At 66.0% G+C, this 26238-nt stretch carries 22 protein-coding genes and 1 pseudogene; 13 read left to right on the top strand and 10 right to left on the bottom strand.

Translation table 11 applies throughout. From position 1 onward, the window contains the following. Positions 1–166, bottom strand: a pseudogene (locus CLN94_RS14160) (ferredoxin--NADP reductase); the annotation flags it as partial. Positions 167–390: 224 nt separating this feature from the next. Between CLN94_RS14160 and CLN94_RS12780 the strand changes: the two are divergent. The 6 genes from CLN94_RS12780 to CLN94_RS12755 all read left to right on the top strand — a co-directional run bounded on the left by CLN94_RS12780 (position 391) and on the right by CLN94_RS12755 (position 7435). Continuing rightward, positions 391–2151 (top strand): ATP-binding protein, encoded by a 1761-nt coding sequence (locus CLN94_RS12780; protein WP_245845240.1) that lies wholly within the window; start codon positions 391–393, stop codon positions 2149–2151. After that, on the top strand, positions 2148–3371 hold the full coding sequence (locus CLN94_RS12775) for a sigma-54-dependent transcriptional regulator (protein WP_096434334.1): 1224 nt from the start codon (positions 2148–2150) through the stop codon (positions 3369–3371). The genes CLN94_RS12780 and CLN94_RS12775 overlap by 4 nt, the downstream gene beginning before the upstream one ends. A 245-nt stretch (positions 3372–3616) precedes the next feature. Beyond that, positions 3617–4618, top strand: coding sequence for a TRAP transporter substrate-binding protein (locus CLN94_RS12770; protein ID WP_096434333.1), 1002 nt, complete (start codon positions 3617–3619; stop codon positions 4616–4618). An 89-nt stretch (positions 4619–4707) separates the two neighbouring features. After that, positions 4708–5394 carry a TRAP transporter small permease gene (locus CLN94_RS12765; protein ID WP_096434332.1) on the top strand — a complete coding sequence of 229 codons (687 nt, stop codon included), beginning with the start codon at positions 4708–4710 and terminating at the stop codon, positions 5392–5394. Positions 5395–5400: 6 nt separating this feature from the next. Further along, positions 5401–6795, top strand: a complete 1395-nt coding sequence (locus tag CLN94_RS12760) for a TRAP transporter large permease (protein ID WP_096434331.1) — start codon at positions 5401–5403, stop codon at positions 6793–6795. A gap of 163 nt (positions 6796–6958) precedes the next feature. Beyond that, positions 6959–7435 (top strand): DUF411 domain-containing protein, encoded by a 477-nt coding sequence (locus CLN94_RS12755; RefSeq protein WP_096434330.1) that lies wholly within the window; start codon positions 6959–6961, stop codon positions 7433–7435. A 38-nt stretch (positions 7436–7473) separates the two neighbouring features. Here CLN94_RS12755 and CLN94_RS12750 read toward each other — a convergent pair whose 3' ends face one another. Together CLN94_RS12750 and CLN94_RS12745 are read right to left on the bottom strand one after the other, a co-directional pair. Continuing rightward, a complete protein-coding gene (locus tag CLN94_RS12750; RefSeq protein ID WP_096434329.1) occupies positions 7474–9327 on the bottom strand; it encodes an ABC-F family ATP-binding cassette domain-containing protein in 1854 nt (617 codons plus the stop codon). A gap of 49 nt (positions 9328–9376) precedes the next feature. Next, a complete protein-coding gene (locus CLN94_RS12745) occupies positions 9377–9673 on the bottom strand; it encodes a hypothetical protein (protein ID WP_096434328.1) in 297 nt (98 codons plus the stop codon). A 219-nt stretch (positions 9674–9892) separates the two neighbouring features. Here CLN94_RS12745 and ndk point away from each other — a divergent pair, with 219 nt between their 5' ends. Continuing rightward, the gene (ndk, locus tag CLN94_RS12740; RefSeq protein ID WP_096434327.1) at positions 9893–10315 is read left to right on the top strand and encodes a nucleoside-diphosphate kinase; all 423 of its coding nucleotides are present in this window, start codon (positions 9893–9895) and stop codon (positions 10313–10315) included. Here the strand turns inward: ndk and CLN94_RS12735 are convergent, their stop codons facing one another. The 3 genes from CLN94_RS12735 to CLN94_RS12730 form a co-directional block, all read right to left on the bottom strand. Continuing rightward, complete coding sequence (locus tag CLN94_RS12735) at positions 10316–10654, bottom strand: TfoX/Sxy family DNA transformation protein (RefSeq protein WP_096434341.1); 339 nt, start codon at positions 10652–10654, stop codon at positions 10316–10318. Between the two features lie 61 nt (positions 10655–10715). After that, positions 10716–10865: a hypothetical protein gene (locus CLN94_RS14030; RefSeq protein WP_179300311.1), complete on the bottom strand. Its 150-nt coding sequence runs from the start codon at positions 10863–10865 to the stop codon at positions 10716–10718. A gap of 148 nt (positions 10866–11013) precedes the next feature. After that, positions 11014–11514: an RrF2 family transcriptional regulator gene (locus CLN94_RS12730; protein ID WP_096434326.1), complete on the bottom strand. Its 501-nt coding sequence runs from the start codon at positions 11512–11514 to the stop codon at positions 11014–11016. A 173-nt stretch (positions 11515–11687) separates the two neighbouring features. Between CLN94_RS12730 and CLN94_RS12725 the strand changes: the two genes are divergently transcribed. Further along, entirely contained in the window at positions 11688–12701 is a 1014-nt protein-coding gene (locus CLN94_RS12725) for an SLAC1 anion channel family protein (RefSeq protein WP_096434325.1), read from the top strand. Between the two features lie 173 nt (positions 12702–12874). Here CLN94_RS12725 and CLN94_RS12720 read toward each other — a convergent pair whose 3' ends face one another. Then, positions 12875–13918 carry a cytochrome-c peroxidase gene (locus tag CLN94_RS12720; protein WP_096434324.1) on the bottom strand — a complete coding sequence of 348 codons (1044 nt, stop codon included), beginning with the start codon at positions 13916–13918 and terminating at the stop codon, positions 12875–12877. A 190-nt stretch (positions 13919–14108) separates the two neighbouring features. On the opposite strand from CLN94_RS12720, the gene speB reads away from it, so the two are divergent. From speB to CLN94_RS12695, 5 genes are all read left to right on the top strand, one after another. Then, positions 14109–15074, top strand: coding sequence for an agmatinase (speB, locus tag CLN94_RS12715; protein ID WP_096434323.1), 966 nt, complete (start codon positions 14109–14111; stop codon positions 15072–15074). Further along, a complete protein-coding gene (locus CLN94_RS12710; RefSeq protein WP_096434322.1) occupies positions 15071–15493 on the top strand; it encodes a DUF1499 domain-containing protein in 423 nt (140 codons plus the stop codon). Before speB ends, CLN94_RS12710 begins: the two co-directional genes overlap by 4 nt. 109 nt (positions 15494–15602) lie before the next feature. After that, positions 15603–16643 carry a DUF475 domain-containing protein gene (locus tag CLN94_RS12705; protein WP_096434321.1) on the top strand — a complete coding sequence of 347 codons (1041 nt, stop codon included), beginning with the start codon at positions 15603–15605 and terminating at the stop codon, positions 16641–16643. 71 nt (positions 16644–16714) lie between these two features. Further along, entirely contained in the window at positions 16715–18325 is a 1611-nt protein-coding gene (locus tag CLN94_RS12700) for an FMN-binding glutamate synthase family protein (protein WP_096434320.1), read from the top strand. Between the two features lie 77 nt (positions 18326–18402). Next, positions 18403–19413, top strand: a complete 1011-nt coding sequence (locus CLN94_RS12695; RefSeq protein ID WP_096434319.1) for an NAD-dependent epimerase/dehydratase family protein — start codon at positions 18403–18405, stop codon at positions 19411–19413. A 41-nt stretch (positions 19414–19454) separates the two neighbouring features. Here the strand turns inward: CLN94_RS12695 and CLN94_RS12690 are convergent, their stop codons facing one another. The 3 genes from CLN94_RS12690 to CLN94_RS12680 are packed head-to-tail and all read right to left on the bottom strand — an operon-like array spanning position 19455 to position 26223. Continuing rightward, a complete protein-coding gene (locus CLN94_RS12690; RefSeq protein ID WP_096434318.1) occupies positions 19455–20339 on the bottom strand; it encodes a transglutaminase family protein in 885 nt (294 codons plus the stop codon). A gap of 8 nt (positions 20340–20347) precedes the next feature. Further along, positions 20348–22753 (bottom strand): circularly permuted type 2 ATP-grasp protein, encoded by a 2406-nt coding sequence (locus tag CLN94_RS12685; RefSeq protein WP_096434317.1) that lies wholly within the window; start codon positions 22751–22753, stop codon positions 20348–20350. 20 nt (positions 22754–22773) lie between these two features. After that, positions 22774–26223: a transglutaminase family protein gene (locus tag CLN94_RS12680; protein WP_096434316.1), complete on the bottom strand. Its 3450-nt coding sequence runs from the start codon at positions 26221–26223 to the stop codon at positions 22774–22776. Positions 26224–26238: the final 15 nt, after the last annotated feature.

Here is a 26238-nt window from a genome sequence, read left to right as displayed (position 1 = left end):
TGTCGTCCAGGAGCCCGATCATCACGAACTCCCCCGAGCGGAACCGCAGCGTCTGCGGCCGCGTCACCCGGAACGAAAACAAACGATCCGTCCAATGCGTGACCGAAGTCACCGTCTGCGCGTCGGGGAGGGTTTTCACGGGCGGGATGCTGGCGGTCTGGGTCACGTCGATCTCATCTCCTGGGGCCACGCGCGCGCGCAGCAAATATGCCTCGCAGATACCTCTTCAGATGCGGGGCCACTTTGATCTGGCTCAAATGCCAACTGGGCGACGTAAAGGCAAGCGATCGCGGGCGGGTCAGGGTGTCGCATCTTGGGCATCCGGGGCTTGGAGCTTGATTTCCGGGGCGCGCCGGGGGCATCAAGAAGATCCGTTCTTGCCGAGGCCCCATGATTGCGCGCATCGCCCTTCTGACACTGGTTCTGGTGCTTGCCGTGATTGGCGGCGCCGAGGTCTGGCTGATCTCGGCGCGCGAGGGGCTGGACCGGCTTGAGGACCGGGGGCGGGCCGATCTGCGGCTGGCCTCGGACCGGCTGGTGACAACGCTGGTGCAGTTTCGCGAGGTCGCGGTTCTGGCGGCGGATCATCCTTACGTGCGCGCGGTGGTGCATGAAGAATCGGCGCTGGCGCCTGAGGTCGTCTCGGGGGTGCTGCGCCGCATTGCGGACCGGGCCGGGGCGCTGGATATCTTGCTGATCGCGCCCGATGGCCGGGTGCTCGCCGGCCCCGAGGATGCGCCCGCGCGCGTCCCGATGACGCCGGACCTGCGCCGCGCCGCGCAGGGCGCGAGCGGCAGCCACCATCTTGTCGACCCCGAGACCCGCCAGCGGCTCTTTACCTTTGCGGCCCCGGTCCATCTGCCCGGTGGGCCGGTCGCGGGCATGGTTCTGTTGCGGATCGAGGCCGATCGGGTCGAGGCGCCGGGCCGGGGCGATCCGGTGCCGGTCTGGTTCCGGGACGAGGCGGGTGTGACCTTTGTCGCCAACCGCTCCGAACTGGTGTTTCAGACCGCAGGCGACCCGTCCGTGCCGGGCGATTATCCGCCGGGCACCCTGCGTGCCACGCCGAAACTGCCCGAGCAGCGCATCGCGGGATACCCGCTGGTGCAGGGCAACGGGTCTTTGCCGGAACTGGGCCTGCCGGTCGCACAGGCGCTGCCGGTGATCGCGATGACGGGCCACGCGCTGATTGATACCCGTTCGGTGATGGACACGGCGCGGATCGCGGCGCTGGCGACGGCGCTTGGGGTGCTCGCCCTTGGCGCGGGGGTGCTGGCGTTCTGGGAGCGGCGCCGGGCGCTGACGGTGCGGCTGGCCGCCGAGGCGCGCGCCAATGCGGCGCTTGAAGCCCGCGTCGCGGAGCGCACCGCCGAGCTTCTGGCCGCGAACGAGCAGTTGCAGCGCACTCAGGCGGAACTGGTTCAGGCCGGCAAGCTTTCGGCACTGGGGCAGATGTCGGCGGGGATCAGCCACGAACTGAACCAGCCCCTGATGGCGATCGGGTCTTATGCGGAAAACGCGACCCTGCTGATGGAGCGCGGGCGCGGTGCGGAAGTGTCGGAAAACCTCAGCCGGATCTCGGATCTTGCGCGGCGGATGGGGCGGATCATCCGCAACCTGCGCGCCTTCGCCCGGCAAGAGGCCGAGCCCGCGACCCGCGTCGGGTTGGTCGCGGTGGTGGAAAGCGCGCTGGAAATCGCGCAGATGCGGCTGGAGCGCGCGGGCGTGGTGATCGACTGGCAGCGGCCGGGCTTTCCGGCGGTGGTGATGGCGGGTGAGGTGCGGCTGGCGCAGGTGGTGGTGAACCTCCTGGCCAACGCCGCCGATGCGATGTCGGAAGCGTCTGGCAAGCGGGTGACGATCCGTATCGAGCGCGCGGGGGAGGGGCGTCTCGCGCTGAGCCTGCGCGACACCGGCCCCGGCATCCGCGAGCCCGAGCGCATCTTTGACCCGTTCTACTCGACCAAAGAGGTGGGCTCGGCCGAGGGGATGGGCCTCGGGCTCTCGATCTCTTATGGTCTGGTGCAGGGCTTTGGCGGCACGCTGCGCGGGGAAAACCCCGAAGGCGGCGGCGCCCTGTTCACGGTCGAGTTGCAAGAGGCGCCGCCCTTCGAGGCCGCGGCGCCGCTGCGCGAAGGGGAGGGCGGATGAAGGTTCTGGTGGTCGATGACGATCGCGCGGTGCGCGAGGCGCTGGGGCAGACGCTGGATCTGGCCGGGCACAAGCCGGTGCTGTGCAGTTCCTACATCGAGGCCAAAGACCATATCGGCCCCGAGTTCGACGGCGTGGTGCTGACCGATATCCGCATGCCCGGCAAGGACGGCTTCGCGCTTCTGGAGCACGCGCATGGGCTTGATCCCGACCTGCCGGTGATCTTGTTGACGGGCGAAGGCGATGTGCCGATGGCGGTGCGTGCGATGGCGGGGGGCGCCTTCGATTTCCTTGAAAAGCCCTGCGCGGCCAAGGATTTGCTTTCGGTTGTCGAAAAGGCGCTGAAGACCCGCGCGCTGGTGATCGAGAACCGCCGTCTGCACCGTGAAATCCGCCGGGGCGACGCGGCGGCGCGGATGCTGGTGGGGTCGAGCCCGGTGGCCGAGGCCCTGCGCGAGGCGGCGCGGCGCGCGGCGCGCTCGGGCGCCGAGGTGCTGATCTCGGGCGCGCCCGGCGCGGGCAATTCGAAAGTGGCCGAGGTGATCCACCTGCTGTCCGCCGCCGCTCCGCGTGCCTTCGTGAAACTCGCTGCAGCGATGCTCACCCCCGAGGAGCTTGAGGCGGGGTTTGCTCGTGCCGAGGATGGCACGCTCTATCTCGACGAGGTTGCCGACCTGCCGCAATCGGCGCAATTCGCGCTGATCGAATTGCTGGAAAGCCGCCCCTCGACGCGGTTGATCGCGGGCACCTATCGCGATCTGGCCCGCGAGGCGCGCGAGGGCCGGTTTCACCCCGATCTCTACTGGAAGCTCGAGGTGATGCGGGTGCGCATCCCCTCGCTGTCGGAGCGCCCAGAAGACATCCCGCAACTGTTTCGCCATTACGTCCAGATGGCCTGCGAGCAATCGAGCCTGCCGATGCCCGAAATTCCGCCCGAGGTCGGGGCCGAGCTGATGGCGCGCGACTGGCCGGGCAATGCGCGCGCGCTGATGTCCGAGGCGATGCGCTTCGCGATGGGGCTGGGCCCCGAAGGCGCCGAACCCGAGGCGGGGCTTGGACTGGCCGAGCGGATGGCGGCGGTGGAACGCTCGCTCCTGATCGAGGCGCTCTCGCGCGCGAAGGGCAATGCCACCGAGGCCGCGCAGGCGTTGAAGCTGCCGCGCAAGACCTTCTACGACAAGCTCGCCCGCCACGGGCTGCGCCCCGAATCCTTCCGCTGAAATGCCGGGCCCGGACCTGTGCGACATTCCGCCCGACAGGCGCTAACATCTGTGTGGATTTTCGCACATGCTGCAGTGCGGCACGTAGCGCGCTGATTTCATAAGGAATTGTTCCCGAACCGAAAATCACGATTTTTCACGAGCTATGACGAATATGTTGATCGGCATTGCGTCTGGCGGTTGGCTATAGGGGACGCCGGAGACCCGGCGCCGTGTTTTTGCCTATGGCACTTCGGGAGGAAACCATGAAGAAATTCGCCGCCGCAATGACGGCCATCGCCCTCGTGACCGCCGCCGCGCCCGCCTTCGCGCAATGCGACGATGGCGAGATGGTGATCAAGTTCAGCCACGTCACCAACTCGGATAAACACCCCAAGGGCATTGCCGCCCAGATGTTTGCCGACCGCGTGAACGCCGAGATGAACGGCAAGGTCTGCGTCGAAGTCTATCCGAACTCGACGCTCTACAACGATGACCAGGTTCTTGAGGCGATGCTGCAGGGCGACGTCCAGATGGCCGCGCCGTCGCTGTCGAAGTTCGAAAGCTTCACCAAGGTCTTCAACATTTTCGACCTGCCCTTCATGTTCAAGAACATGCGCGCTGTCGATGCCTTCCAGAACTCGGACGTCGGCCAGGAAATGAAAGGCTCGATGGAGCGCCGCGGCCTGACCGGTCTCGAATTCTGGCACTCGGGGATGAAGCAGTTCTCGGCCAAGTCGGAACTGCGCATGCCGGGCGATGCCAAGGGCCTGAAGTTCCGCGTGCAGCCCTCGGACGTGCTCGTGGCGCAGATGGAAGCGCTTGGCGCCTCGCCGCAGCCGATGGCCTTCTCGGAAGTCTACGGCGCGCTGCAGACCGGCGTTGTCGATGGTCAGGAAAACACCTGGTCGAACAGCTACGGCCAGAAATACTACGAGGTTCAGGCCGCGATCACCGAGACCAACCACGGTCTGCTGGATTACCTCGTCGTGGTCTCGACCGACTGGTGGGCCGGGCTTGACGCCGAAACCCGCGATCAGCTCTCGACGATCATGAACGAAGTCACCGTGGCCCGGAACGCGGCCGTGGAAGAGGTCGAAGCGACGGCCCGTCAGTCGATCCTCGATGCCGGTGGCAAGATCATCGAACTGACCCCCGACGAGCGTCAGGCCTGGGTTGATGCGATGAAGCCCGTCTGGGCGAAATTCGTCGACGGCATCGGTCAGGACAAGATCGACGCCGCGCAGGCGATCAACGCCGAGCACTGATCCGATCTCGGGGCGCGGGCCAGGCTCGCGCCCCACACTCTTCCCGCGGCCTTCGGCCCGGGCCATCGCTTATTGCATGAGGTAGCCCCATGTCCGGCACCGGATCCGGTTCGCATCACTCGCGGACCTCTTGGTCAGACAGGATCGAGGAAAGCGCGATCGCGCTGATCCTTGGCGCGATGACCCTGATCACTTTCATCAACGTGATCCTGCGTTACGTGTTCAACAACTCGTTGATCTGGGGTCTGGAGCTGACGTTGATCCTGTTCGCCTGGCTGGTGATCTTCGGCGTCTCTTACGCTTTCAAGAAAACCGCGCATCTGGGCGTGGACGCGGTGCTGAACATGGTGGGGCCGGGCCCCAAACGTGCGCTGGCGGTGGTGTCGGCGTTCCTGTGTCTGGTCTATGCGCTGCTGATGCTCAAGGGCGCGTGGGATTACTGGGCGCCCTATGCCGCGCTGGAGCGCACCTCGGGGCACTGGTTCCCGACCGGCTTCGAGCCGACCCGCGATCAGGCCTGGTATGAAACCGATCAGGTGCCGATGCTGTGGATCTTCCGCTGGCTCGAACCGCTGATCAACCAGGGCGAACATTACGAAAAACTCCCCCGCGTCGTGCCCTATTTCATTCTGCCCTTCGGCGTTGCGCTGATTACCTGGCGGATTGCTCAGGCGACGCTGCGGGTCATCGCGGGCCGTCAGGAAAGCCTGATCGTCAGCCACGAAGCCGAAGACGACGTCGAACGCGTTGCGGCTGCCAACAAGGACGAGGAGTGATCCCGGATGGACGTTTTCCTGCTTTTCGCGCTCATCGTCGGGCTTCTGATGATCGGTGTGCCGATCGCGGTGTCGCTGGGTCTCAGCTCGATCCTGTTCCTGCTGGCCTTCTCGGAGACCTCGCTCGCCTCGGTCGCTCAGTCGCTCTATCAGGCGATGGCCGGGCATTACACGCTGCTGGCCATTCCCTTCTTCATCCTCGCGTCCTCCTTCATGTCGACGGGCGGTGTGGCGAAACGGATCGTGCGCTTCTCGATCGCCTGCGTCGGTCATGTCCGCGGCGGTCTGGCGATTGCGGGCGTCTTTGCCTGCATGATCTTCGCGGCGCTGTCGGGTTCGAGCCCCGCGACCGTCGTTGCCATCGGCTCGATCGTGATCGCGGCGATGCGCCAGATGGGCTACACCAAGGATTTCGCCGCCGGCGTGATCTGTAACGCAGGCACCCTCGGCATCCTGATCCCGCCCTCGATCGTGATGGTGGTCTATGCCTCCTCGGTCGAGGTGTCGGTCGGGCGGATGTTCCTCGCCGGGGTGATCCCGGGCATTCTGGCCGGTGTCATGCTGATGATCGCGATCTACATCATGGCGCGCATCAAGAACATGCCCAAGGGCGAGTGGCAGGGCTGGGGCGAGATCGCCGTGGCGTTCAAGGACGCCTTCTGGGGCCTGATGCTGATCGTCATCATCATGGTGGGTATCTATGGCCTCCCGGGGATCACCGGCGCGATCTTTACCCCCACCGAAGCCGCCGCCGTCGCCTCGGTCTATGCTTTCCTCGTCGCCACCTTCGTCTATCGCGACATGGGGCCGCTGGCGGGCAAGGACGGCGCGGCGCCGACGAGCCTTCTGCAAAAGCCGCAGGCGCTGATCACCGCGCTCTGGCATGAAGACACCCGCAAGACGCTGTTTGAAGCGGGCAAGCTGACGATTACGCTGATGTTCATCATCGCCAACGCGCTGATCCTCAAGCATGTGCTGACCGACGAACAGATCCCGCAGCAGATCGCCGAAGCGATGCTCTCGGCCGGGTTCGGCAAGATTGTCTTCCTGATCCTGGTCAACGTGATCCTCCTGATCGGTGGGCAGTTCATGGAGCCCTCGGGTCTGATCGTGATCGTCGCGCCCTTGGTCTTCCCGATCGCGATCGAGCTGGGCGTGGACCCGATCCACCTGGGCATCATCATGGTCGTAAACATGGAGATCGGGATGATCACGCCGCCGGTGGGTCTGAACCTCTTCGTCACCTCGGGTGTGGCCGGGATGCCGATGATGCGTGTGGTAAAAGCCGCGCTGCCCTTCCTCGGCGTGCTGTTCCTGTTCCTGATCCTGATCACTTACGTGCCGTTCCTGTCGACCTGGCTGCCCACATTGGCCATGGGACCGGAGTTGATCGTGAAGTGACGCGCGCCGGGCCGTGCTTTGGCCCGGGCCAACTGGGGCCGCCCTTCGGGGCGGCTCTTCTTTTTTGGGGGCGTCAAAAACGCGTGAACCTGACCAAAGTCAGGTCGTCCGGGGCGCGGATCGCGCTAAGCTGACGCAACGACATGCACAGGAGGAAACGCGCATGACCCAAGCCCTCGTTTCGCGCCGCCGTCTGCTGAGGCTGGCCGCTGGCGCCTCGGTGCTGCCTGCTTTGCCGCTCTACGCCGCAAGCGCCCCTGCGATCCATGTGGTGAAAGACCCCGATTGCGGCTGCTGCGGCGCCTGGATGGAGGTCTTGGCGCGCGACGGTTTCGCGGTGACGCAGGAACTTCGCCCCTATGACGCGCTGCAGGCCTACAAGGCCGAGATGGGCGTGCCCGAGGGGCTCGCCTCGTGCCACACCGCCATGATCGAGGGCTATGTGATCGAGGGCCACGTGCCCCCCGCCGATATCCTCCGCCTGCTTGACGAACGCCCCGAGGCGATCGGGCTCTCGGTGCCCGGCATGCCCTATGGCTCGCCCGGCATGGGCCCCGAAAGCGAGCGCGACGCCTATCAGGTGATCCTGTTCCGCCGCGACGGCACGGGGGAGATTTTCGCCAGCTACGGCGCGGCCTGAACGGGGCGGCCTGAGCGGGAATGGAGGCGGGCAGGGCACTAGCCCTGCTCGGCCCCTTCCAGCGCCTCCAGCGCCTCCATCCACAGCGCCTCGGCGCGGGTCATCGCCTCGCGCGCCTCGGCGTGTTTCTTCATCCATTTTTCGGCGTCGGCCGCACGACCGGGTTCGTAAAGCGCAGGGTCGGCTAGGATTGCGTCAAGCTTTTCAAGCATTTCCGCCAGCTTGTTCACGCGGTCTTCGCATTTGCGCACCTCGGAGCGCAGCCCCGTGATCGCCTCACGCGAGGGTTTCGCGGGCTTATCCTTCGGCGCGGCGCGGGGCTTGTCCTCGTCGCCGCCCGCCAGCAATTCGGCGCGATAGGCTTCGAGGTCGCCGCCATAGGGCGCGACCGCGCCGCCCTTCACCAGCCAGAGCCGGTCGACGACGAGGCTGAGCAGGTGCATGTCGTGGCTGACCAGGATCACCGCGCCCGAATATTCGGTCAGCGCCTCGACCAGCGCCTCGCGGCTCTCAATGTCGAGGTGGTTGGTCGGCTCGTCAAGGATCAGCAGATGCGGCGCGTCCCAGGTCGCCAGCAAAAGCGACAGCCGCGCCTTCTGCCCGCCGGAAAGCTTGCCGACCACCGTCTCGGCCTGATCGGCGCCAAGGCCGAACCCCGCCAGCCGCGCGCGCAGCTTCGATTGCGCCTCTTCGGGCAGGATCCGTTGCAGGTGCAAAAGCGGCGTCGCGCCGAGGTCCAGCTCGTCGACCTGATGCTGCGCGAAATAGCCGATGCGCAGCTTGGACGAGCGCGCGATCTTGCCGTCGCAAACCTCAAGTTTGCCCGCCAACAGCTTGGAAAGTGTGGATTTTCCCTCGCCGTTGCGCCCCAGAAGCGCGATCCGGTCGTCCTGGTCAATGCGCAGGTTCAGCCGTCGCAGGATCGGAGCGCCGCCATAGCCCACCGCCGCACCATCAAGCGCGATGATCGGCGGCGAAAGCTGTTCGGGCGCGGGGAAGGTAAAGACCTGCTTCGCCGCCTCTTCGGGAGCGGTGATCGGCACCATCTTTTCCAGCATCTTCACGCGCGACTGCGCCTGCGCGGCCTTGGTCGCCTTGGCCTTGAACCGGTCGACGAAGCTTTGCAGATGGGCGCGGCGCGCCTCTTGTTTTTTCGCCGCTGCCGCCTGCGCCTCGCGTTTCAGCGCGCGGGTCTTGGCGAATGTGTCATAGCCGCCCTGATAGAGCGTCAGCTTGCGCCCCTCGAGGTGCAAAATCGCCCCCACCGCGCGGTTCAGCAGGTCGCGGTCGTGCGAGATCACGATCACCGTATGCGGGTAGCGGATCAGGTATTGTTCGAGCCAGAGCGCGCCTTCGAGGTCGAGATAGTTCGTCGGTTCGTCCAGCAGCAGCAGGTCGGGCTGCGCGAACAAGACGCCCGCAAGCGCCACGCGCATCCGCCAGCCGCCCGAGAAATCGCTGCACGGCCGGCGCTGCGCTTCGGCGTCAAAGCCCAGGCCCTTGAGGATCGCACTGGCGCGGCCCTCGGCCGACCAGGCGTCGATATCGGTGAGCCGGGTCTGGATCTCGGCGATGCGATGGGGGTCGGTCGCGGCTTCGGCCTCGGCCATCAGCGCGGCGCGCTCGGTATCGGCGGAAAGCACCGTGTCGAGCAGGCTGGTCGAAGACGAGGGCACCTCTTGCGCGACGCCGCCGATGCGGGCGCGCTGCGGCAGTGAAATCTCGCCCGATTCCAGCGCGTATTCGCCGCGGATCAGCTTGAACAGCGTGGTTTTCCCCGCGCCGTTCGGCCCCACGAGGCCGACCTTGTGGCCGGTGGGAATGGTGGCCGTGGCGCCCTCGAACAGAGGCCGCCCCTCGATCGCGAAAGTGATGTCCGATATCTTGAGCATGACCCCCGCTTGCCCGAGTGGGCGCGGGCCGTCAAGCGGGGAAGCGGGCCTAGTCGAAGAGGCCGGTCATCAGCTCGGAATCGTAGCTCTGAAAGCCCACCAGCGGCTGGTCGCCCTCTTCGGTGAACAGGAAGATATGGAAGGCGTCGTTGAACAGCGCCACGCGACAGAACACGCCCGGCTGGGCCAGATCGACCGGGCAGACCGCCATGTCGGTATGGGGCACCGAGGCCTCGAACATCTCGTAGCTGAAGGGCAGGGCGGGCGGTGCGCTTGCCGCGTTTTCGTCGGCATGGGCCGCGAGCGGGGGAAGAAGGGCGAGCGAAAGCAGAAGGGGGCGGATCATGGCTGGCTCCGTAGCGTGGTCTGAATATTTCCTATCGAAATACTCAGGTATTGTCGAGTCCAATCCTGATCCATTTTGCCGCAGTGCCGGGCGATCACGCTTTTGCGCTAACGATTCCACCAAAGCAGGGGTTTTCAAGGCTCGGCGCGCGTGATAGCTGCGCGGCAGAAACAGCTTCGAGGCGGCTGGGGCCGCCGAGTTCAGAGGAAAGGGCTCATCATGGCCATCGAACGTACGCTCTCGATCATCAAACCCGACGCGACCAAGCGCAACCTCACCGGCAAGATCAATGCCAAGTTCGAGGAAGCCGGTCTGCGCATCGTCGCGCAAAAGCGCATCAAGCTGACCCTGGAACAGGCCGGCAAGTTCTACGAAGTCCACAAAGAGCGCCCCTTCTATGGCGAGCTGTGCGAATTCATGACCTCGGAACCGGTCGTTGTGCAGGTTCTCGAAGGCGAAGGCGCGATCAAGAAAAACCGCGAAGTGATGGGCGCCACCAACCCGGCCGAAGCCGCTGACGGCACCATCCGCAAGGAATTCGCCCTCTCGGTCGGCGAAAACTCGGTTCACGGCTCGGATGCGCCGGAAACCGCTGCGGTGGAAATCGCGTTCTTCTTCTCGGGTCTCGAACTGGTCGGCTGATCAGCCGCGCCGCAGACCCAGCGCATCGAGGGCCGCTTCCATCGGGAGGCGGCCCTTTTCCATTTCCGGGCCGGGTGTCGCGCGGGCGCAAAGCGCGTCGAACCGGACCCGCAGCGCGGCCTTTTCGGCGCCCTTGCAATCGTTCCAGGGGCGGCCCTGCAAAGCCATCACCAGCGCGTAAAAGGCGATGAAATGGGGCCGGTCGCCGGATGCGAGCAGCCGCTCATACGCGGCTTCGGCGCCAAGGGCATGCAGCGCCTCGGCATCGGGAATGCCCGCGGCCAACAGCCGCTCGGCGGTGGCCGGGCCTATGCCGCGAATATCGGTGAGGGGACGCATCGGGGCTCCGGGCAGATGGGGCATGTGCCCAGTCTCGCCCGGCCGCCCCGTTCGGGCAAGCTCAGATCAGCGCCCAGTCGGTGAAACGCACGGGATGGGTTGGGCCGTGCTTTGTTTCGGAGGGAGAGGCGGTGGTCTCCCGCGATTTGGCCTCGGTGGCGGCGTGGGCGCTCTCCGGGGCGGTTTTCTGCTCGGCTTCGCTGCTCGACATTGCAAGCTCCTGTTCCTTTGCCCCCTTGCGTCAGGATGACGCAGAACCGGGGCGAAACTGCGGCGCGTGCTAGGCGAAAACGGAACGCCCGCCAAGGCGTTTCCACCGGCGGGCGCATCACGCTTTGGAGAGCGTTGCGAAGCAGGGATCAGGCGACCTCGGCGGCCACGCGCGGGGCCGGGCGGCGCATACCGCAGACCGGGATCGTCTCGGCCGAGGGCAGGGCCAGCAATTGCTCAAGCGCCTCGTTATCCTCGACCAGATCGGCCAGCGACTTGCGGTCGAGCGCGGAGTAGAACGCATCGAGCGCCTCCAGCAGCGCCTCGCGGAACATGCAGGCCTCGTGCAGCGGGCAGGTGTTGGTGGTCAGGTCGAAGCACTCGGCAAAGGGCAGGTCGGCCTCGAAGGCGCGCAGCACCTCGCCCACGGCGATCTGATCCATCGGACGCGCAAGGCGCAACCCGCCCGAGCGTCCGCGCTGGGTCGCGATGAAGCCCTGCTGGGCCAGCGTGTTCACCACCTGCGCCAGATGGTTTTCGGAGGCGTTGCAGGCCGCGGCGATCTCATGCTTGCGCACGATGATCGACGGATTGACGGCGCAGAACATCAGAACGCGCATCGCCAGATTGGTCCGGGTCGTCAGTCGCATGGGAGGCCTTTCCTTGATGTGACGCTTTCTTAAAGGATTCGGCCCCGAGACGATTTGACCCAGATCAGATATCCGAAATACATGATTTGGCGCTGGGGTTTCATCGCCCTCCGGGTTACAGATGCCGCAATCTGAATGTGTCGGCCACCCGAGGCCATTTCAGGAGCGATCCGATGACCACCCCCTCCGCACAACACTCGCCGGATGCCGCGCAGTCGCGGCTCGAGCATTTCCCGATCACCTTCTTCGCCACCACGATGGGGCTTGGCGGCTTCACGCTGGCGCTCCGCGCGGGGTCGGCGGTGCTGGGCCTCTCGCCGCTGTTCTACCAGACCGCGCTGGCGGTCACGGCGCTGGTGTTCGCGCTGATCGTGCTGACTTACGCGATCAAGGCGCTGCGCCATCCCGGCGCGGTCAAGGCCGAGTGGCACCACCCGATCCGGCTCAGCTTCTTCCCGACGATCTCGGTGTCGCTGCTGCTGCTGGCGATCGGGGTGATCACCATCTCCAAGCCCGTGGCGCTGGTACTCTGGATCGTGGGGGCGACGCTGCAAGGCGTGCTGACGCTGTCGGTCGTGACCAACTGGATCGGCACCCGCTCGTTCCAGCACGGCCATCTGAACCCGGCCTGGTTTATCCCGGCGGTGGGCAATGTGATCGTGCCGGTCGCGGGCGCAGCGCTTGGCTTCACCGAGATTTCCTGGCTGTTCTTCTCGGCGGGGCTGATCTTCTGGCTGATCCTGCTCACGCTGGTGTTCAACCGGCTGGTGTTCCACGATCCGCTGCCGGGCCGGTTGCAGCCGACGCTGGTGATCATGATCGCGCCGCCCGCGGTGGCCTTCATCGCCTGGCTGCGCCTGACCGCCACCCCCGGCGCCGAGGCCACCCCGGCCGGCTTTGACCCCTTCGCCCATATCCTGATCTCGCTGGCCTATGTCTTTGCCGCGCTCGTCGCGCTTCAGATCCCGCGGATCCTGCGCCTGCCTTTCGCGATGTCGTTCTGGGCGCTGAGCTTCCCGCTCGCCGCCCTGACCATCGTCAGCTTCCTCTATGCCGAGCGCACCCATTCGAGCTTCCACACCTTGCTCGGCACCGGTCTGCTCGGGCTCCTGGTGGTGCTGATCGCGGGGCTGGTCGGGCGCACCATCCTGGGCATGACCCGCGGCGAGATCTGTCAGCCCGAATAACGCCTGCCTCACACCCGAGGCCCGAAGGGGCGCGGTCACCGGCCGCGCCCCTTTTCCTTTCATCGAGCCCGAAATACTCCCGCCGGAGGCATCTGTCCGCGCCGCCAGCGCGACCGCATGAAAAAGGGCGCAGGCTTTCGCCCGCGCCCCAAGGGACAGCGTCTTGCCGTGTCTTACATCGGCGCGGGCTTCGGCGTCGTCGCGGTGCGCACCGGCAGGAGCGGATGCACCACCTCGGGTTGCTCGCCGGTCAGCGTGCCGAGGAAGGCCACGATGTCGTCGATCTGCGCGTCGTTCAGGTCTTCGCCCAGCTGCGAGTTCGCCATGATCGCCACCGCTTCGCGCAGGTCCCAGACCTTCCCGGAATGGAAGTAGGGCGCGGTGATCGCGATGTTGCGCAGGGGTGCGGCGCGGAACACATAGTCGTCGCCCGCCGTCTCGGTCACGGCAAAGCGGCCCTTGTCACCTTCGGGCAGGACACCCGCGCCGGGTTTCTCGACCACGCCGAACGGGTAGTAATCCTGTCCGCCGAAGTTGATCCCGCCGTGGCACGAGGCGCAGCCGGTATCGACAAACAGTTGCAGACCGGCTTTTTCCTGATCGCTCAGCGCGCCGTCCTGCCCCATCAGGAACTGGTCGAAGCGCGAATTCGGCGTGATCAGCGTGGCTTCGAAAGCCTCGATCGCCAGCGCGAAATTGTCGAAGCTGATCGGTTCGGCCTCGCCCGGGAAGGCGGCGGCGAAGGCGTCGACATAGCCGGGCATAGATTTCAGCGTGGCTTCCACGTTGTCGGGGGTGTTGTTCATCTCGACACCTGCCTGCACCGGGCCCTTGGCCTGCGCGGCCAGGTCAGGCGCGCGCCCGTCCCAGAATTGCGCGACGTTGAACACCGCATTCAGCATCGTCGGCGCGTTGCGCGGGCCGGCCTGCCAGCCATGACCGACCGAGGTCTCCAGCCCGTCGACGCCGCCGATGCCCACGTTGTGGCACGACTGGCACGAGAACAGGCCCGATTTCGACATCCGCGGGTCGAAGAACAGCATCGCCCCCAGATCGACGCGATCGCGCGAGATCACGTTGTTTTCCAGCATGGGCGCCTGCAGCGGGATGGCTCCGAACAAGTCTTTGGCTGTCTCACGCAGGGCTGCGTCATCCGCGAGAGCAGGGCCCGACAGGGCCGCCGAGAGTGCGATCGCAGATGCAAGATACCGTTTCATGGCTTTTTCCTCCGTAGTTCCGAAAGGTAGAATCTTTCTAAACTCACGGAGGCGTGAGCTATTTGATCCAGATCAGAATTATTCTAATTACAACTGTGGTCGGATGTCGCAGCTTGCAGCGCCGCGCGCTTGACCCGGGGCGGCAGGCAGGGCAGCAATCAGAGGACAGCCGATTGCAGGAGGGCAGGCGATGGCGCTTGAAGATGCCAAGACGCAGGTGGACATGGCCTTTACCCGGCCCGAGGCGCGTGGCCTCGCCTTTGAAAACGCCTTTGGCGGCGCGCTGAGCGCGTTTCGTCGGCGTTATACCAAAGAGCTTTCCGGCGTTGATCTGGCGATCACCGGCTTGCCCTTCGATCAGGCGGTGACGAACCGGCCCGGCGCGCGTTTTGGACCGCGCGCGATCCGCGAGGCCTCGGCGTTGCAGGCGTTCGACGCGCCTTATGGCTGGGGCTATGACCCGATGAGCGAGCTATCCATCGTCGATTACGGCGATATGGCCTTTGACTACGCCAATGTCGCCGAGGTGCCCGCCCGCGTCGAGGCGCATATCGACGGCATCCTTTCCGCCCATGTCGGCACGGTCACGATGGGGGGCGATCATTTCCTGACGCTGCCGATCCTGCGCGCCTATGCGAAACGCTTCGGCCCCGTGGCGCTGATCCAGTTCGATGCGCATTCCGACACCTGGGCCGATGACGACCCGGCGCGGATCGACCACGGTACCTTCCTCTACAAGGCGATCCGCGAAGGGCTGGTCGCGCCCGAAACCACCGTCTCGGTCGGTATCCGCACCGACAACCCCGACACGCTCGGTGTGCAGATCCTCGATGCGCCCTTCGTGCATCAGGCGGGCGTCGAGGAAACCGTCGCGCGGATCAAATCGGTGGTGGGGGAGCGGCCCTGCTATATCACCTTCGACATCGACTGCCTCGATCCGGCCTTTGCGCCGGGCACGGGCACGCCGGTCTGGGGCGGGCTGGCGAGCTGGCAGGCGGCGGCGATCCTGCGCGGGCTGGGGGGGATCAACCTTGTCGGCGGCGATGTGGTTGAAGTTTCACCGCCCTATGACACGACGGGCGCCACCGCGATCGCGGGCGCGCATGTGCTGATGGAGCTGATCTGCCTTTACGGCTGGACGCGGCGGCGCGGATGAGGGTGGTGTTTTACCTGATCCTCGCGGGGCTGTTCGTCGCCGCGCAGGCCTATGTCCGGCTCGCGCCCTTGCCCGCCGCGCGGCTGGGCGCGCCACCGCAGGCGCAGGCCCCGGGCGACTGGCCCGCGCGGGGCGGATTTGCCGCCGCCCGCGTGGTCGCCGACCCGCAAGCGGCACTGGCGGCACTGGTGCAGGTGGCCGAGGCCACGCCGCGCACGCGCCGCCTCTCGGGCTCACCCGAGGATGGCCACCTTGTCTATGTCACGCGCACGCTGTTCTGGGGCTTTCCCGACATCACCCATCTCTGGGTCGCGGGCGACACGGTGCAGGCGCAGGGCCATCTTGTCTTCGGAGGCTCGGATTTCGGGGTGAACCGTGCCCGCCTCGAAGGCTGGCTCGCGCAGGCCGGGATCGACTAGGCCGGGCCTGTTGCAGGTTCACCACGGCGGGGGACTGCGCGGGGCCGGGGCCTTGCGGCTTGCCGGGGCGCTGCCTATCTCGGCTGGACCTGAGCGCGAGAGGCCTGACATGTTCCGCTATTTCCGCTGGCCGCTGATCTGGACTGCGATCGGGCTGGCGCTGTCGCTGTGGCTGGGCTGGGCCTATTCCGGCAATCTTGCGGGGGCGCTCTCGTTCTTTTTCGTGGCCTCGGTTCTGGCGGTGCTGGAAATCTCGCTGAGCTTCGACAATGCGATCGTGAATGCCAACAAGCTCAAGAACATGACGCCCGAATGGCAGCATCGCTTCCTGACCTGGGGTATCGTGATCGCGGTCTTCGGGATGCGGGTGGTGTTTCCGCTCCTGATCGTGGTGGTCGCGGCCGGGATCGGCCCGATCGAGGCGCTGCGCCTTGCCGCCACGCGCCCCGCAGAATACGCCCATATCATCGAGGGCGCGCATGTCTCGATCGCGGGCTTTGGCGGCGCCTTCCTGATGATGGTGGCGCTGAGCTATTTCATCGACGAGGGCAAGGAGGTCGACTGGATCGCGACGCTCGAATGCCGGCTGCGCGCCTGCGCCTCGATCCGTGGCCTCGAGATCGCCTTCGTGCTCGCGCTCTCGCTGATCTTCACGACGATCCTGCCGCATAACGACAAGTTCCCCTTCCTGCTGGCCAGCGTCGCTGGGCTTTTGACCTTCCTCGGGGTCGAGGTGGTGGGGCATCTGCTCGACCGCGCCGAGATGAGCCGCGAGGCCGCAAAGGGCGGCCTGGGCGCCTTCCTTTACCTCGAAGTCCTTGATGCCTCATTCAGCTTCGACGGCGTGATCGGTGCCTTCGCGCTGACCCAGAACCTATTCCTGATCGCGATCGGGCTTGGCATCGGCGCCTTCTACGTGCGCGCGATGACGATCATGCTGGTCGAGCGCAATGCGCTGTCCGAGTTTCGCTATCTCGAACATGGCGCCTTCTGGTCGATCCTGATCCTCTCGGGGATCATGTTCGCCCAGACCCTGATGCCGGTGCACGAGCTGGTCACCGGGCTCCTGGGCGCGGGCTTCATTCTTGTCGCGCTGCTTTCCTCGATCCGGTTCAACCGGGCGATGCTGCGGGGCGGCAACGAGGAGTAACCCCCGGGAAGGTCTCGACAGCACGGCTCAGCGCGCTAGTCTGGGTATCGACGCGTACCGGAGGAGCCCCCATGTTCGACCAATACACGCGGTACTTGCCGCTGGTGATTTGCGCCGCGCTGGCCGTCGCAGGGCTTGCGGGGGTGGCGTTCTCGCCGTGGTTCCTTCTGGTTGCCCTGATCTTTGGCGCACTGACGGTGCTGGGGCTGTACGATCTGGTGCAGCTGCGCCACGCGGTCTTGCGCAACTATCCGGTGCTGGGCCACATGCGTTTCCTCTTTGAAGGCATCCGCCCCGAAATCCGCCAATACCTGATCGAGAGCGATCAGGACGAAGAGCCGTTTTCGCGCGAGGAACGCACGATCGTCTACCAGCGCGCCAAGAATGTCGAAGACAAGCGCCCCTTCGGCACCCGCCAGCGCGTTTACGACTCGGGCTATCAGTGGATCACCCATTCGGTGCGCCCCAAGCATATCGAGAACACCGATTTTCGCGTCACCGTTGGCGGCCCCGATTGCACGCAGCCCTATGATATCTCGCTCTACAATATCTCGGCGATGAGCTTCGGCGCGCTGTCGGCGCAGGCGATCGAGGCGCTCAATCGCGGCGCGGCGGCGGGGGGCTTTGCCCATGACACCGGCGAGGGAGGCATCTCGCGCTATCACCGGTTTGGCGGCGATCTGATCTATGAACTCGGCTCGGGCTATTTCGGTTGCCGCAATCATGACGGTACATTCAACCCGGAAAAATTTGCCGCCATCGCCGCCGATCCGCAGGTCAAGATGATCGAGATCAAGCTGAGCCAGGGTGCCAAGCCCGGCCATGGCGGCATGCTGCCCGCAGCCAAGATCACCCCCGAGATCGCCGAGGCGCGCGACGTGCCGATGGGGGTGGATTGCATCTCGCCGGCCTCGCATTCGGCCTTTGAGACTCCGCTGGAGCTTTGCGCCTTCATCGGCCAGCTGCGCGAATTGTCCGGCGGCAAGCCGGTCGGATTCAAACTCTGTGTCGGCCACCGGCGCGAGTTCATGTGCATGGTCAAGGCGATGCTGCAAACCGGCATCGCTCCCGATTTCATCGTCGTCGACGGAAAAGAGGGTGGCACGGGTGCGGCGCCGCTGGAGTTCTCGAACCACATCGGCATGCCGCTGGTCGAGGGGCTGACCTTCGTGCACAACGCGCTGCGCGGCGCGGATCTGCGCGATCGCATCCGCATCGGTGCCTCGGGCAAGCTGGTCACCGCCTTTGACATCGCGCGCATTCTTGCGCTTGGGGCCGACTGGGCGAATTCCGCGCGCGGCTTCATGTTCGCGGTGGGCTGCATTCAGGCGCAGGCCTGCCACACTAACCGCTGCCCGGTCGGTGTCGCGACGCAGGATCCGCTGCGTTCACGCGCGCTGGTCGTGCCCGACAAATCGAAACGCGTGGCCAATTTCCACCGCAACACGATGAAGGCCCTGGGCGAGATGGCGGGCGCGGCAGGGCTCGATCACCCCGGCAAGTTCCTCCCGCATCACCTCCTGGTGCGCGAAAAGGACCGCGACATGAAAGTCGGCTCCGAGGTCTATCCCTATCAGCCGATCGGCTTCCTGCTGCGCGGCGAGGATGTGGGCTTCGGCTTCCTGTCGCGATGGGAGCGTGCCAGCGCCGAGACCTTCGATCCGCCCGATGACGGCGTCTGAGCCCGCGCATCCGGTTGGCAAGCCTGCCCGTTCCATGCGATAGCTCGGCCAGGCAAGGCAGAGGGCAAGGAGCGGGCATGCGCAAGGTTCTGGTTACCGGATCGGCGGGGTTCATCGGCTATCACCTCTGTGACCTGCTGCTGCGCGAAGGGTTTCGCGTGCACGGCTTCGACGGGATGACCGATTATTACGATGTGCGGCTGAAACAGCGCCGCCATCAGATGCTGCTGCAAAACCCGAATTTCTCGGCGACCGAGGCGATGCTGGAGGATCTGGCTGCCTTCGACGCCATGGCCGACGCTTTCGCCCCCGACATCATCGTCCATCTCGCGGCGCAGGCGGGCGTGCGCTATTCGCTCGAGGCGCCCCGCGCCTATATCGAGGCCAATGTCGTCGGCACCTTCAACGTGATGGAGGCCGCGCGTCGCCACGGTGTCGAGCACCTGCTGATGGCCTCGACCTCCTCGGTCTACGGCGCCAATACCGAGATGCCCTATGCCGAGACCGACAAGGCCGACACCCAGCTGACGATCTATGCCGCGACGAAAAAGGCGACCGAGGCGATGGGCCATTCCTATGCCCATCTGTGGAACCTGCCGACCACGATGTTCCGGTTTTTCACCGTCTACGGGCCCTGGGGGCGCCCCGACATGGCGCTTTATAAATTCGTCGATGCGATCCTCGATGGCCGTCCGATCGACATCTACAACCACGGTGAGATGTATCGCGATTTCACCTATGTCACCGATCTGGTGCGCGGCATCCGGCTTTTGATCGACACGCCGCCCGTCCGCCCCGAGGCGGGCGAAGTGCCTGAGGGCGACAGCCTCTCGCCGGTCGCGCCCTACCGGATCGTGAATATCGGCAATTCGAACTCGGTGAAGCTTCTGGATTTCGTCGATGCGATCGAGGCCGCCGTGGGCCGCCCCGCGATCCGCAATTACATGGAGATGCAAAAGGGCGATGTGCCGGCGACCTGGGCCGATGCGAGCCTGCTGCAGCGCCTCACCGGCTACCGCCCGCAAACCGATGTCAAAGACGGGATTGCCGCCTTCGTCACGTGGTTCCGCGACTATTACGGCAAGTAGCCGCCGCCCGGTTTTTCCGAAATCTGTCGCGGGCTCTGTCGTCAGGCGCCGTCGAGCGGGATCACATCGACGGATTGCGTCGTCGCGTGGCTGCCGGCGCTGCGCATCGCGCCCCGGACAGGGGCCACATCGGCATAATCGCGGCCGATCGCGAGCGTGACGTAATCAATCCCCGCAGGCTGGTCATTGGTCGGATCGAATTCGATCCAGCCCATCTCGTGGCCGACCCAGGCGCGAACCCAGGCATGCATCGCATCCGCGCCTTCAAGACGCGGCTGACCCGGCGGCGGGAAGGTGCGCAGGAAGCCCGACACATAGCCCGCAGGCACGCCGACCCCGCGCAGGCCCGCGATCATGATCTGCGCGAAGTCCTGACAGACACCGCGTTTTTGCGCGAAGGCCTCGGCGGGCGGCGTGTCCACCGTCGTGGCCTCGGCATCGTAGTGCATGCGCGTATAAAGCGCATGGCCGAGGGTCTCGACAAGGCGCGCGGTGCTCATGCCGGGGGTGATCAGAGATTGCACGAAGGCGGTGATCTCGGGAACTTCGGCGATCCGGGGCGAGGGCGACAGGAAGTGATGGGGGGCGTCGGCCGAGAGCGTCTGCATCTCGGAGATTTCCTGGCGCAGCTGCCCGAGCGGCGGCGAGATGTCGAGCAGCGCGGGGTCGGCGAGCCGCTCGACCCGCGCGACCAGATCGAAGCTCACCGCGTCGATCGGGTAGTGCCAGCTGACGGAACTGGCCGTGTTGCCGAAGAAGTCGCGGCTTTCGCGGCGTTCGTTCGGGGGCGGGCGCACATCAAGCAGACGCGAGAGAACGCGCTGCTTGCCGCCCAGATTGTCGGGCAGAAGATGCAGCACGTTGCGCGTGTGATCCGAGGGGGCCTCGTAATCGTAGTCGATGCGCAGTTTGATGTCGTAAATCATCCCGGGCCTCACCGCAGATAGGCCGCGGTCAGCAGATCGGAGGTCTGCGCCAGCCCCTCACGCAAGCTGCGCAGGCACTCGGAATCCAGCTCCGCCGGCTCGAGGATCGACAACTCGCTTTCCAGGGGCACGATCGCCCGCGACAGCGCGGCCAGACGCCCGTGTTCGCGCGCGCCGGGCAGTTCGGCGGCGAGATAGCGCATCCGCTGGATCTGGAACAGCAGCGCGCGCGGGTTGTCGACATCGAGCGCGAGCAGGTCGACGACCGTGTCGCGCGAGGTCTCGATCCGGTAGCGACGCTGGTGGGTAATCACACTGTCGGCAACCTCGACCGCGATATCGAGGCTGCCCTGCGGCGCCTCGGGATCGGCGAAAACCGCAAGCATCGCGGTCAGCGAATCCGCGCGTTCAAGGGCGCGCCCGAAGCTCAGGAACCGCCAGCCCGAGAAGCGGTACATGTTTTCATGCACGAGTCCCGAGAACCCTGCGATCTTGCGCAAGAGCACGCTCATGGCGCGGGCCGCATCATCGCCTGCGCGCGCGGTTTCGCGCATCCCGCGCGCGGTTTTCAGCAAGTCGCCCAAAGCGTTCCAGGCATCGGTCGAGAACCGGTCGCGGACTTTCGAGGCACAATAGCGCGCCTGCACGATCCGCTCGATCAATGCCGCGGGGATCGGCTCGTCGAGGTCGTGGCCGTAGCCCTCCAGAAACGCCGCCAGCGCCTTGAGCCGCGCGTCATTCGGGTTGTCGGTCGCCGCAAGCCGCAGGTGATAGGCGCGGATCAGGCGGATCGCGTCTTCGGCGCGCTCGACATAACGGCCCAGCCAATAGAGGTTGTCGGCGGCGCGCGCGGGCAGGATGCCGGGGCTGGCGCGCCGAAAATCGCCCGTGCTCGGGGCGAGGGTGAATTGCGGCACGGGCCGGTCCGAGACCACCCAGACATCCGACACCGCGCCGCCGCTTTGCATCGCCAGCGCCGTCGCCTTGTCGCTGGTGCCGATCCGGGCATAGCCGCCGCGCATGAAGTTCCAGCCCGAGGGCGTGCGCGCGGCAAAGACGCGCACCGTCATCGGACGCGGCTGCAGCCGTCCGGTGCCGGTCTCGGGGTCCTCGACCCAGGCGGGCGTGGTCGAAAGCGAGACGAGCTCCTGTCCGACAAGTCCGGTCCCCTCGGCGGCCAGCCAGTCGTTCAGCGAGGCATGGCCCGACCCGTCGACCGTGTCGAGCGGCAGGTCATGGGGTAGTTCGCAGCCCAGAGCGGGGCTGACCAGCATGCGCGCGGCATTGTCCTGGACGAAACTGCGCTCGGCCTCGGCACCGCACCACCAGGTCGCGATATTGGGCAGCGCAAGGGTTTGCCCGGTCAGCACCTCGGAGATGCGGGGCAGGAAGGCCATCATCGCGCGCATTTCCAGAACGCCCGAGCCGAGCGCGTTGATCATCGCGAGGTTGCCCTGCCGGATCGTATCCATCAGCCCGGGCGTGCCGATCTGGCTGCTTGCGTCCAGCTCCAGCGGGTCGGCAAAGGCTGCGTCGATCCGCCGCCAGAGTGCGCCCACGGGTTGCAGCCCCTCGATCGTGCGCACCATCGCCTGGCCGTTCTCGACCAGAAGGTCCTCGCCCTCCAGAAGCGGCAGGCCGAGGTAGCGCGCGATATAGGTGTGCTCGTAATAAGTGTCGTTCGACGGGCCCGGCGTCAGGATCGCCGTCGCCCGGTCGCGCCCGCCCGGGCCGCGCGCAAGGTGCTCCATCGCGTCACGGAAAGCGCCGAAGAAGCCCGCGAGCCGGTGGATATGGGCGCGCGGGAAGCGCTCGGGGAAGATGCGGCCGGTGGCCACGCGGTTCTCCAGCGCGAAACCCGCCCCCGAGGGGGCCTGCGTCCGGTCGCCCAGCACGAACCACGATCCGTCCGGCGAGCGCCCGATCTCGAAGGCGATGAAATGCAGGTAATGGCCGCCGCGCGGCGCGATGCCGACCATCGGACGCAGCCACTGGCGCGAGCCTGCGATCAGTTCGGCGGGCAGGTGGCCTTCTGAAACCAGCCGCCCGGGGCCGTAAAGGTCGGCCATTACCGCTTCGAGCAGGTCCGCGCGCTGCGAGAGCGCCGTGCAGATGCCTTCCCATTCGTCTTCGTGCAGGATCACCGGGATGTGGCTCAGTGGCCATTCGCGCTCGGCCAGCGGGTCGGCGCTATACTGGCGATAGAACACGCCCGCATCGCGCAGGTATTGGTCTGCGCGCTCGAACCGGGCTCGGATCTGCTCGGGGGTGAGCCGGGCGAAGCGGTCGACGAAACGGCGCCAGACCGGGCGCATCTGCCCGTTGGCGTCAAAGAGTTCGTCGGCGATGCCGGGCACGAGCCCGTAATCGCCAAAGAGGTCCTCTTCCGTCTTCCGCTCTGGCTGGTCGGTCATGATCTCCCCGGGTTTCGAACCTAGAGGAGCCCTATCGGCCGTCGCAGGTCAAGCGTCAACGGGAATTCGGGGTGCGGCCTTTCGGTCGCAGGGGTGTAATGCCCCGGACTGTGGCCATAAGGCTCGAACCGCGCCAGCCGACGCGCCTCGGCTTCATAGGCATTGACCGGGAAGGTGTCGTAGTTGCGCCCGCCCGGATGCGCTACGTGATAGGTGCATCCCGCGAGCGCGCGCCCCGTCCAGCTGTCGTAGATGTCGAAGACCAGCGGCGCGTTGACCGGCAGGACCGGATGCAACGCCTCGGGCGGTTGCCAGGCCTTGAAGCGCACGCCGCCCACCGACACGCCCGAGGTCTGCGTGCGCGCAATCGGCACGGGGCGGCGGTTGCACATGACCTGATAGCGATCCTGATGCAGCGTCGTCAGCTTGACCTGCAGCCGCTCGACCGAGCTGTCGGTATAGCGCACCGTGCCGCCGATCGCGCCGGTCTCGCCCAGCACATGCCAGGGTTCGAGCGCCTGACGGACCTCGAGATGCACACCCTCGGCCTCGATCTGGCCGCAGAACGGAAAGCGGAACTCGGCCTGTGCCTCGAACCAGACCGGGTCCATTTCAAAGCCGTGCGCGCGCAGGTCCGCCAGCAGCGACAGCAGGTCTTCCCAGAGGAAATGCGGCAGCATGAAGCGATCGTGCAGCACCGTGCCCCAGCGCACCGGGCGGCCCTTGACCGGCGCCTTCCAGCACCGCGCGATGATCGCGCGCAAAAGCAGCTGTTGCGCCAGCGACATGCGCGGATCGGGCGGCATCTCGAAGCCGCGGAACTCGACAAGGCCGAGCCGGCCGGTCGGCCCGTCGGGGGAGTAAAGCTTGTCGATGCAGATCTCGGCGCGATGCGTGTTGCCGGTCACGTCGATCAACATGTTGCGCAAGAGCCGGTCCACCAGCCACGGCGGGGGCAGGGGGCCGCCATCGACCGGGTCGCCGATCTGGCTCAGCGCGATTTCCAGCTCATAGAGCGTGTCGTGGCGGGCTTCGTCGATGCGCGGGGCCTGACTGGTCGGCCCGATGAACAGCCCCGAGAACAGGTAGCTGAGCGAGGGATGGCGCTGCCAGATCAGGATCAGCGATTTCAGCAGGTCGGGCCGGCGCAGGAACGGGCTGTCGTTCGGTGTCGCGCCGCCCACAACGACATGGTTGCCGCCGCCGGTGCCGGTGTGGCGCCCGTCGATCATGAACTTGTCGGCGCCAAGGCGGCTCTGGCGGGCCTCTTCATAGATCGCCTCGGTGGTGGCAACGCACTCCTCCCAGCTATGGGCGGGGTGGATGTTGACCTCGATCACGCCCGGATCGGGGGCGACGCGGATCACGTTGAGGCGCGGATCATGGGGCGGCGAATAGCCCTCGATATGGATCGGCATATCCAGATCGGCCGCCGTCGCCTCGGCCGCAGCGACCAGTTCGAGGTATTCCTCGAGCGTGTCGCAAGGCGGCATGAACAGGCAAAGCCGCCCGTCGCGCGGCTCCAGCGCGAGCGCAGTGCGCACCGCGCCGCCGGTCGGATCGACGCCCTCGCCCAGATGCGCATCCTGCAGGACCACCTCCTGACGGTTGTCGGCCCCGGACGCGGCGCCGGGCTGCGAGCCTTGCACATGGCCCGGCGAAACCGGCGGCAGCATCGCCTCGCGCTCGGCCTCTTCGCGCGCGATCCGGTCGATTTCCTCCTGGATGGCGCGGCGGCGTTCTTCGATCTGCGCGTGGAAATCGGGCAGCGGTTCCAGCGGGATCGTCGGATCGGCCGGGTAGGAATAGGGATATTGCGAGGCCGGGAGCCAGGGCAGCGCATTGAGCGGCAGGCGGAAGCCTACGGGGCTGTCGCCCGGGATCAGGAACAGCTTGCCCCGCCGCGGCTTCCACAGCTCAGAGCGCCAGCGCGAAGGCTTGTCGCCCGCCTGCCAGAGCCGCTGGAGCGGCAGCACATAGCCCGCCGCCTCGGTCAGGCCGCGGTTGAAGACACGCGCGTAACGTGCGCGATCTTCAGGGTTTTTCAGCTTTGAGTTCTCGGGCGTGACATTCGGCGGCAGGTTCGCCTCTTTCAATATCCACTCGCCCGGGTCCTCGAAAGCGGGCTGCGCATAGGCCGGATCGAGCCCGAGCTTTTCGGCGAAGCGGGCGAGGAACCGCCCCGTTTCCTTCGCGCCCAGCTTCTGCGGCGCATCTTCCTTGGCGATCAGGTCGGGGTTTGTCCAGACCGGCTGGCCGTCGTGGCGCCAATAGAGCGAGAAGGTCCAGCGCGGCAGACTTTCGCCCGGATACCACTTGCCCTGCCCATAATGCAGAAAACCGCCCGGCGCGAAGCGGTCACGCAGCCGCCGGATCAGCGTATCGGCCAGCGCGCGTTTCTGCGGGCCGACGGCGTCGGTGTTCCACTCGGCGCTCTCGAAATCGTCGATCGAGACAAAGGTCGGCTCGCCGCCCATGGTCAGGCGCACATCGCCCTCGGTCAGGCTTTCGTCGACCTTGCGCCCGAGCGCGTTGAGCCGCTCCCAGGCTTCGTCCGAGAAGGGTTTGGTGATGCGCGGATGCTCGGCCACGCGCTTCACCTCCATGTCGAATTCGAATTCGACTTCGGGCGCCCCATCTGACGAGAACCCGCCCGAGATCGGCGCGGCATTGCGGAAATGCGGCGTCGCGGCCAGCGGGATATGGCTCTCGCCGGTCAGGAGCCCCGAGGTCGGGTCAAGCCCGATCCAGCCCGCGCCGGGCAGGAACACCTCGCACCAGGCGTGCAGGTCGGTGAAATCGTGATCCGTGCCCGAGGGCCCGTCCAGGGCCTCAAGATCGGGCTTGAGCTGAATCAGGTAGCCCGAGACGAAGCGCGCCGCAAAGCCGAGATGGCGCAGCACCTGCACCAAGAGCCAGCTGCTATCTCGGCACGAGCCCGAGGCCTTTTCCAGCGTCTCGTCGGGCGTCTGCACGCCCGGCTCCATGCGAATGGTGTAATTCACCTCATTGGCGATGCGCGCGTTCAGCCCGACCAGAAAATCCACTGTCCGGGTCTGGGTGAAGTCGATCGAGCCGATGAATTTTGCCAGCCGCGGCCCCTCGGGTTCGGGGGTGCGATAGATCACCAGATCGTCGCGCAGCTCTTCGGGATAGTCGAAGGGCCAATGCTCGGCGCTGTCCTCGACGAAGAAATCGAACGGGTTGTAGACCGTCATGTCGGCAACCAGATCGACCTCGATCTTGAACTCGGTCACTGGCTCGGGAAAGACGAAGCGCGCCAGCCAGTTGCCGTAAGGGTCCTGCTGGTGGTTCACGAAATGCCCGCCCGGGCTGACCTTGAGGCTGTGCGAAATCACGCGCGTGCGCGAATGCGGGGCAGGGCGCAGCCGGATGATCTGAGGGCCCAGCGTCACCGGCCGGTCGTATTTGTAATGCGTGAGATGGTGGATGGATGCGTAGATCGCCATGGCCGGGCCCTTGTC

Origin of the sequence: Pseudothioclava arenosa (assembly GCF_002358085.1) — a bacterium.
GTDB lineage: Bacteria > Pseudomonadota > Alphaproteobacteria > Rhodobacterales > Rhodobacteraceae > Pseudothioclava > Pseudothioclava arenosa.
The sequence above is the reverse complement of the archived record's forward strand: the minus strand, read 5'-3'. Positions and strand labels throughout refer to the sequence as shown.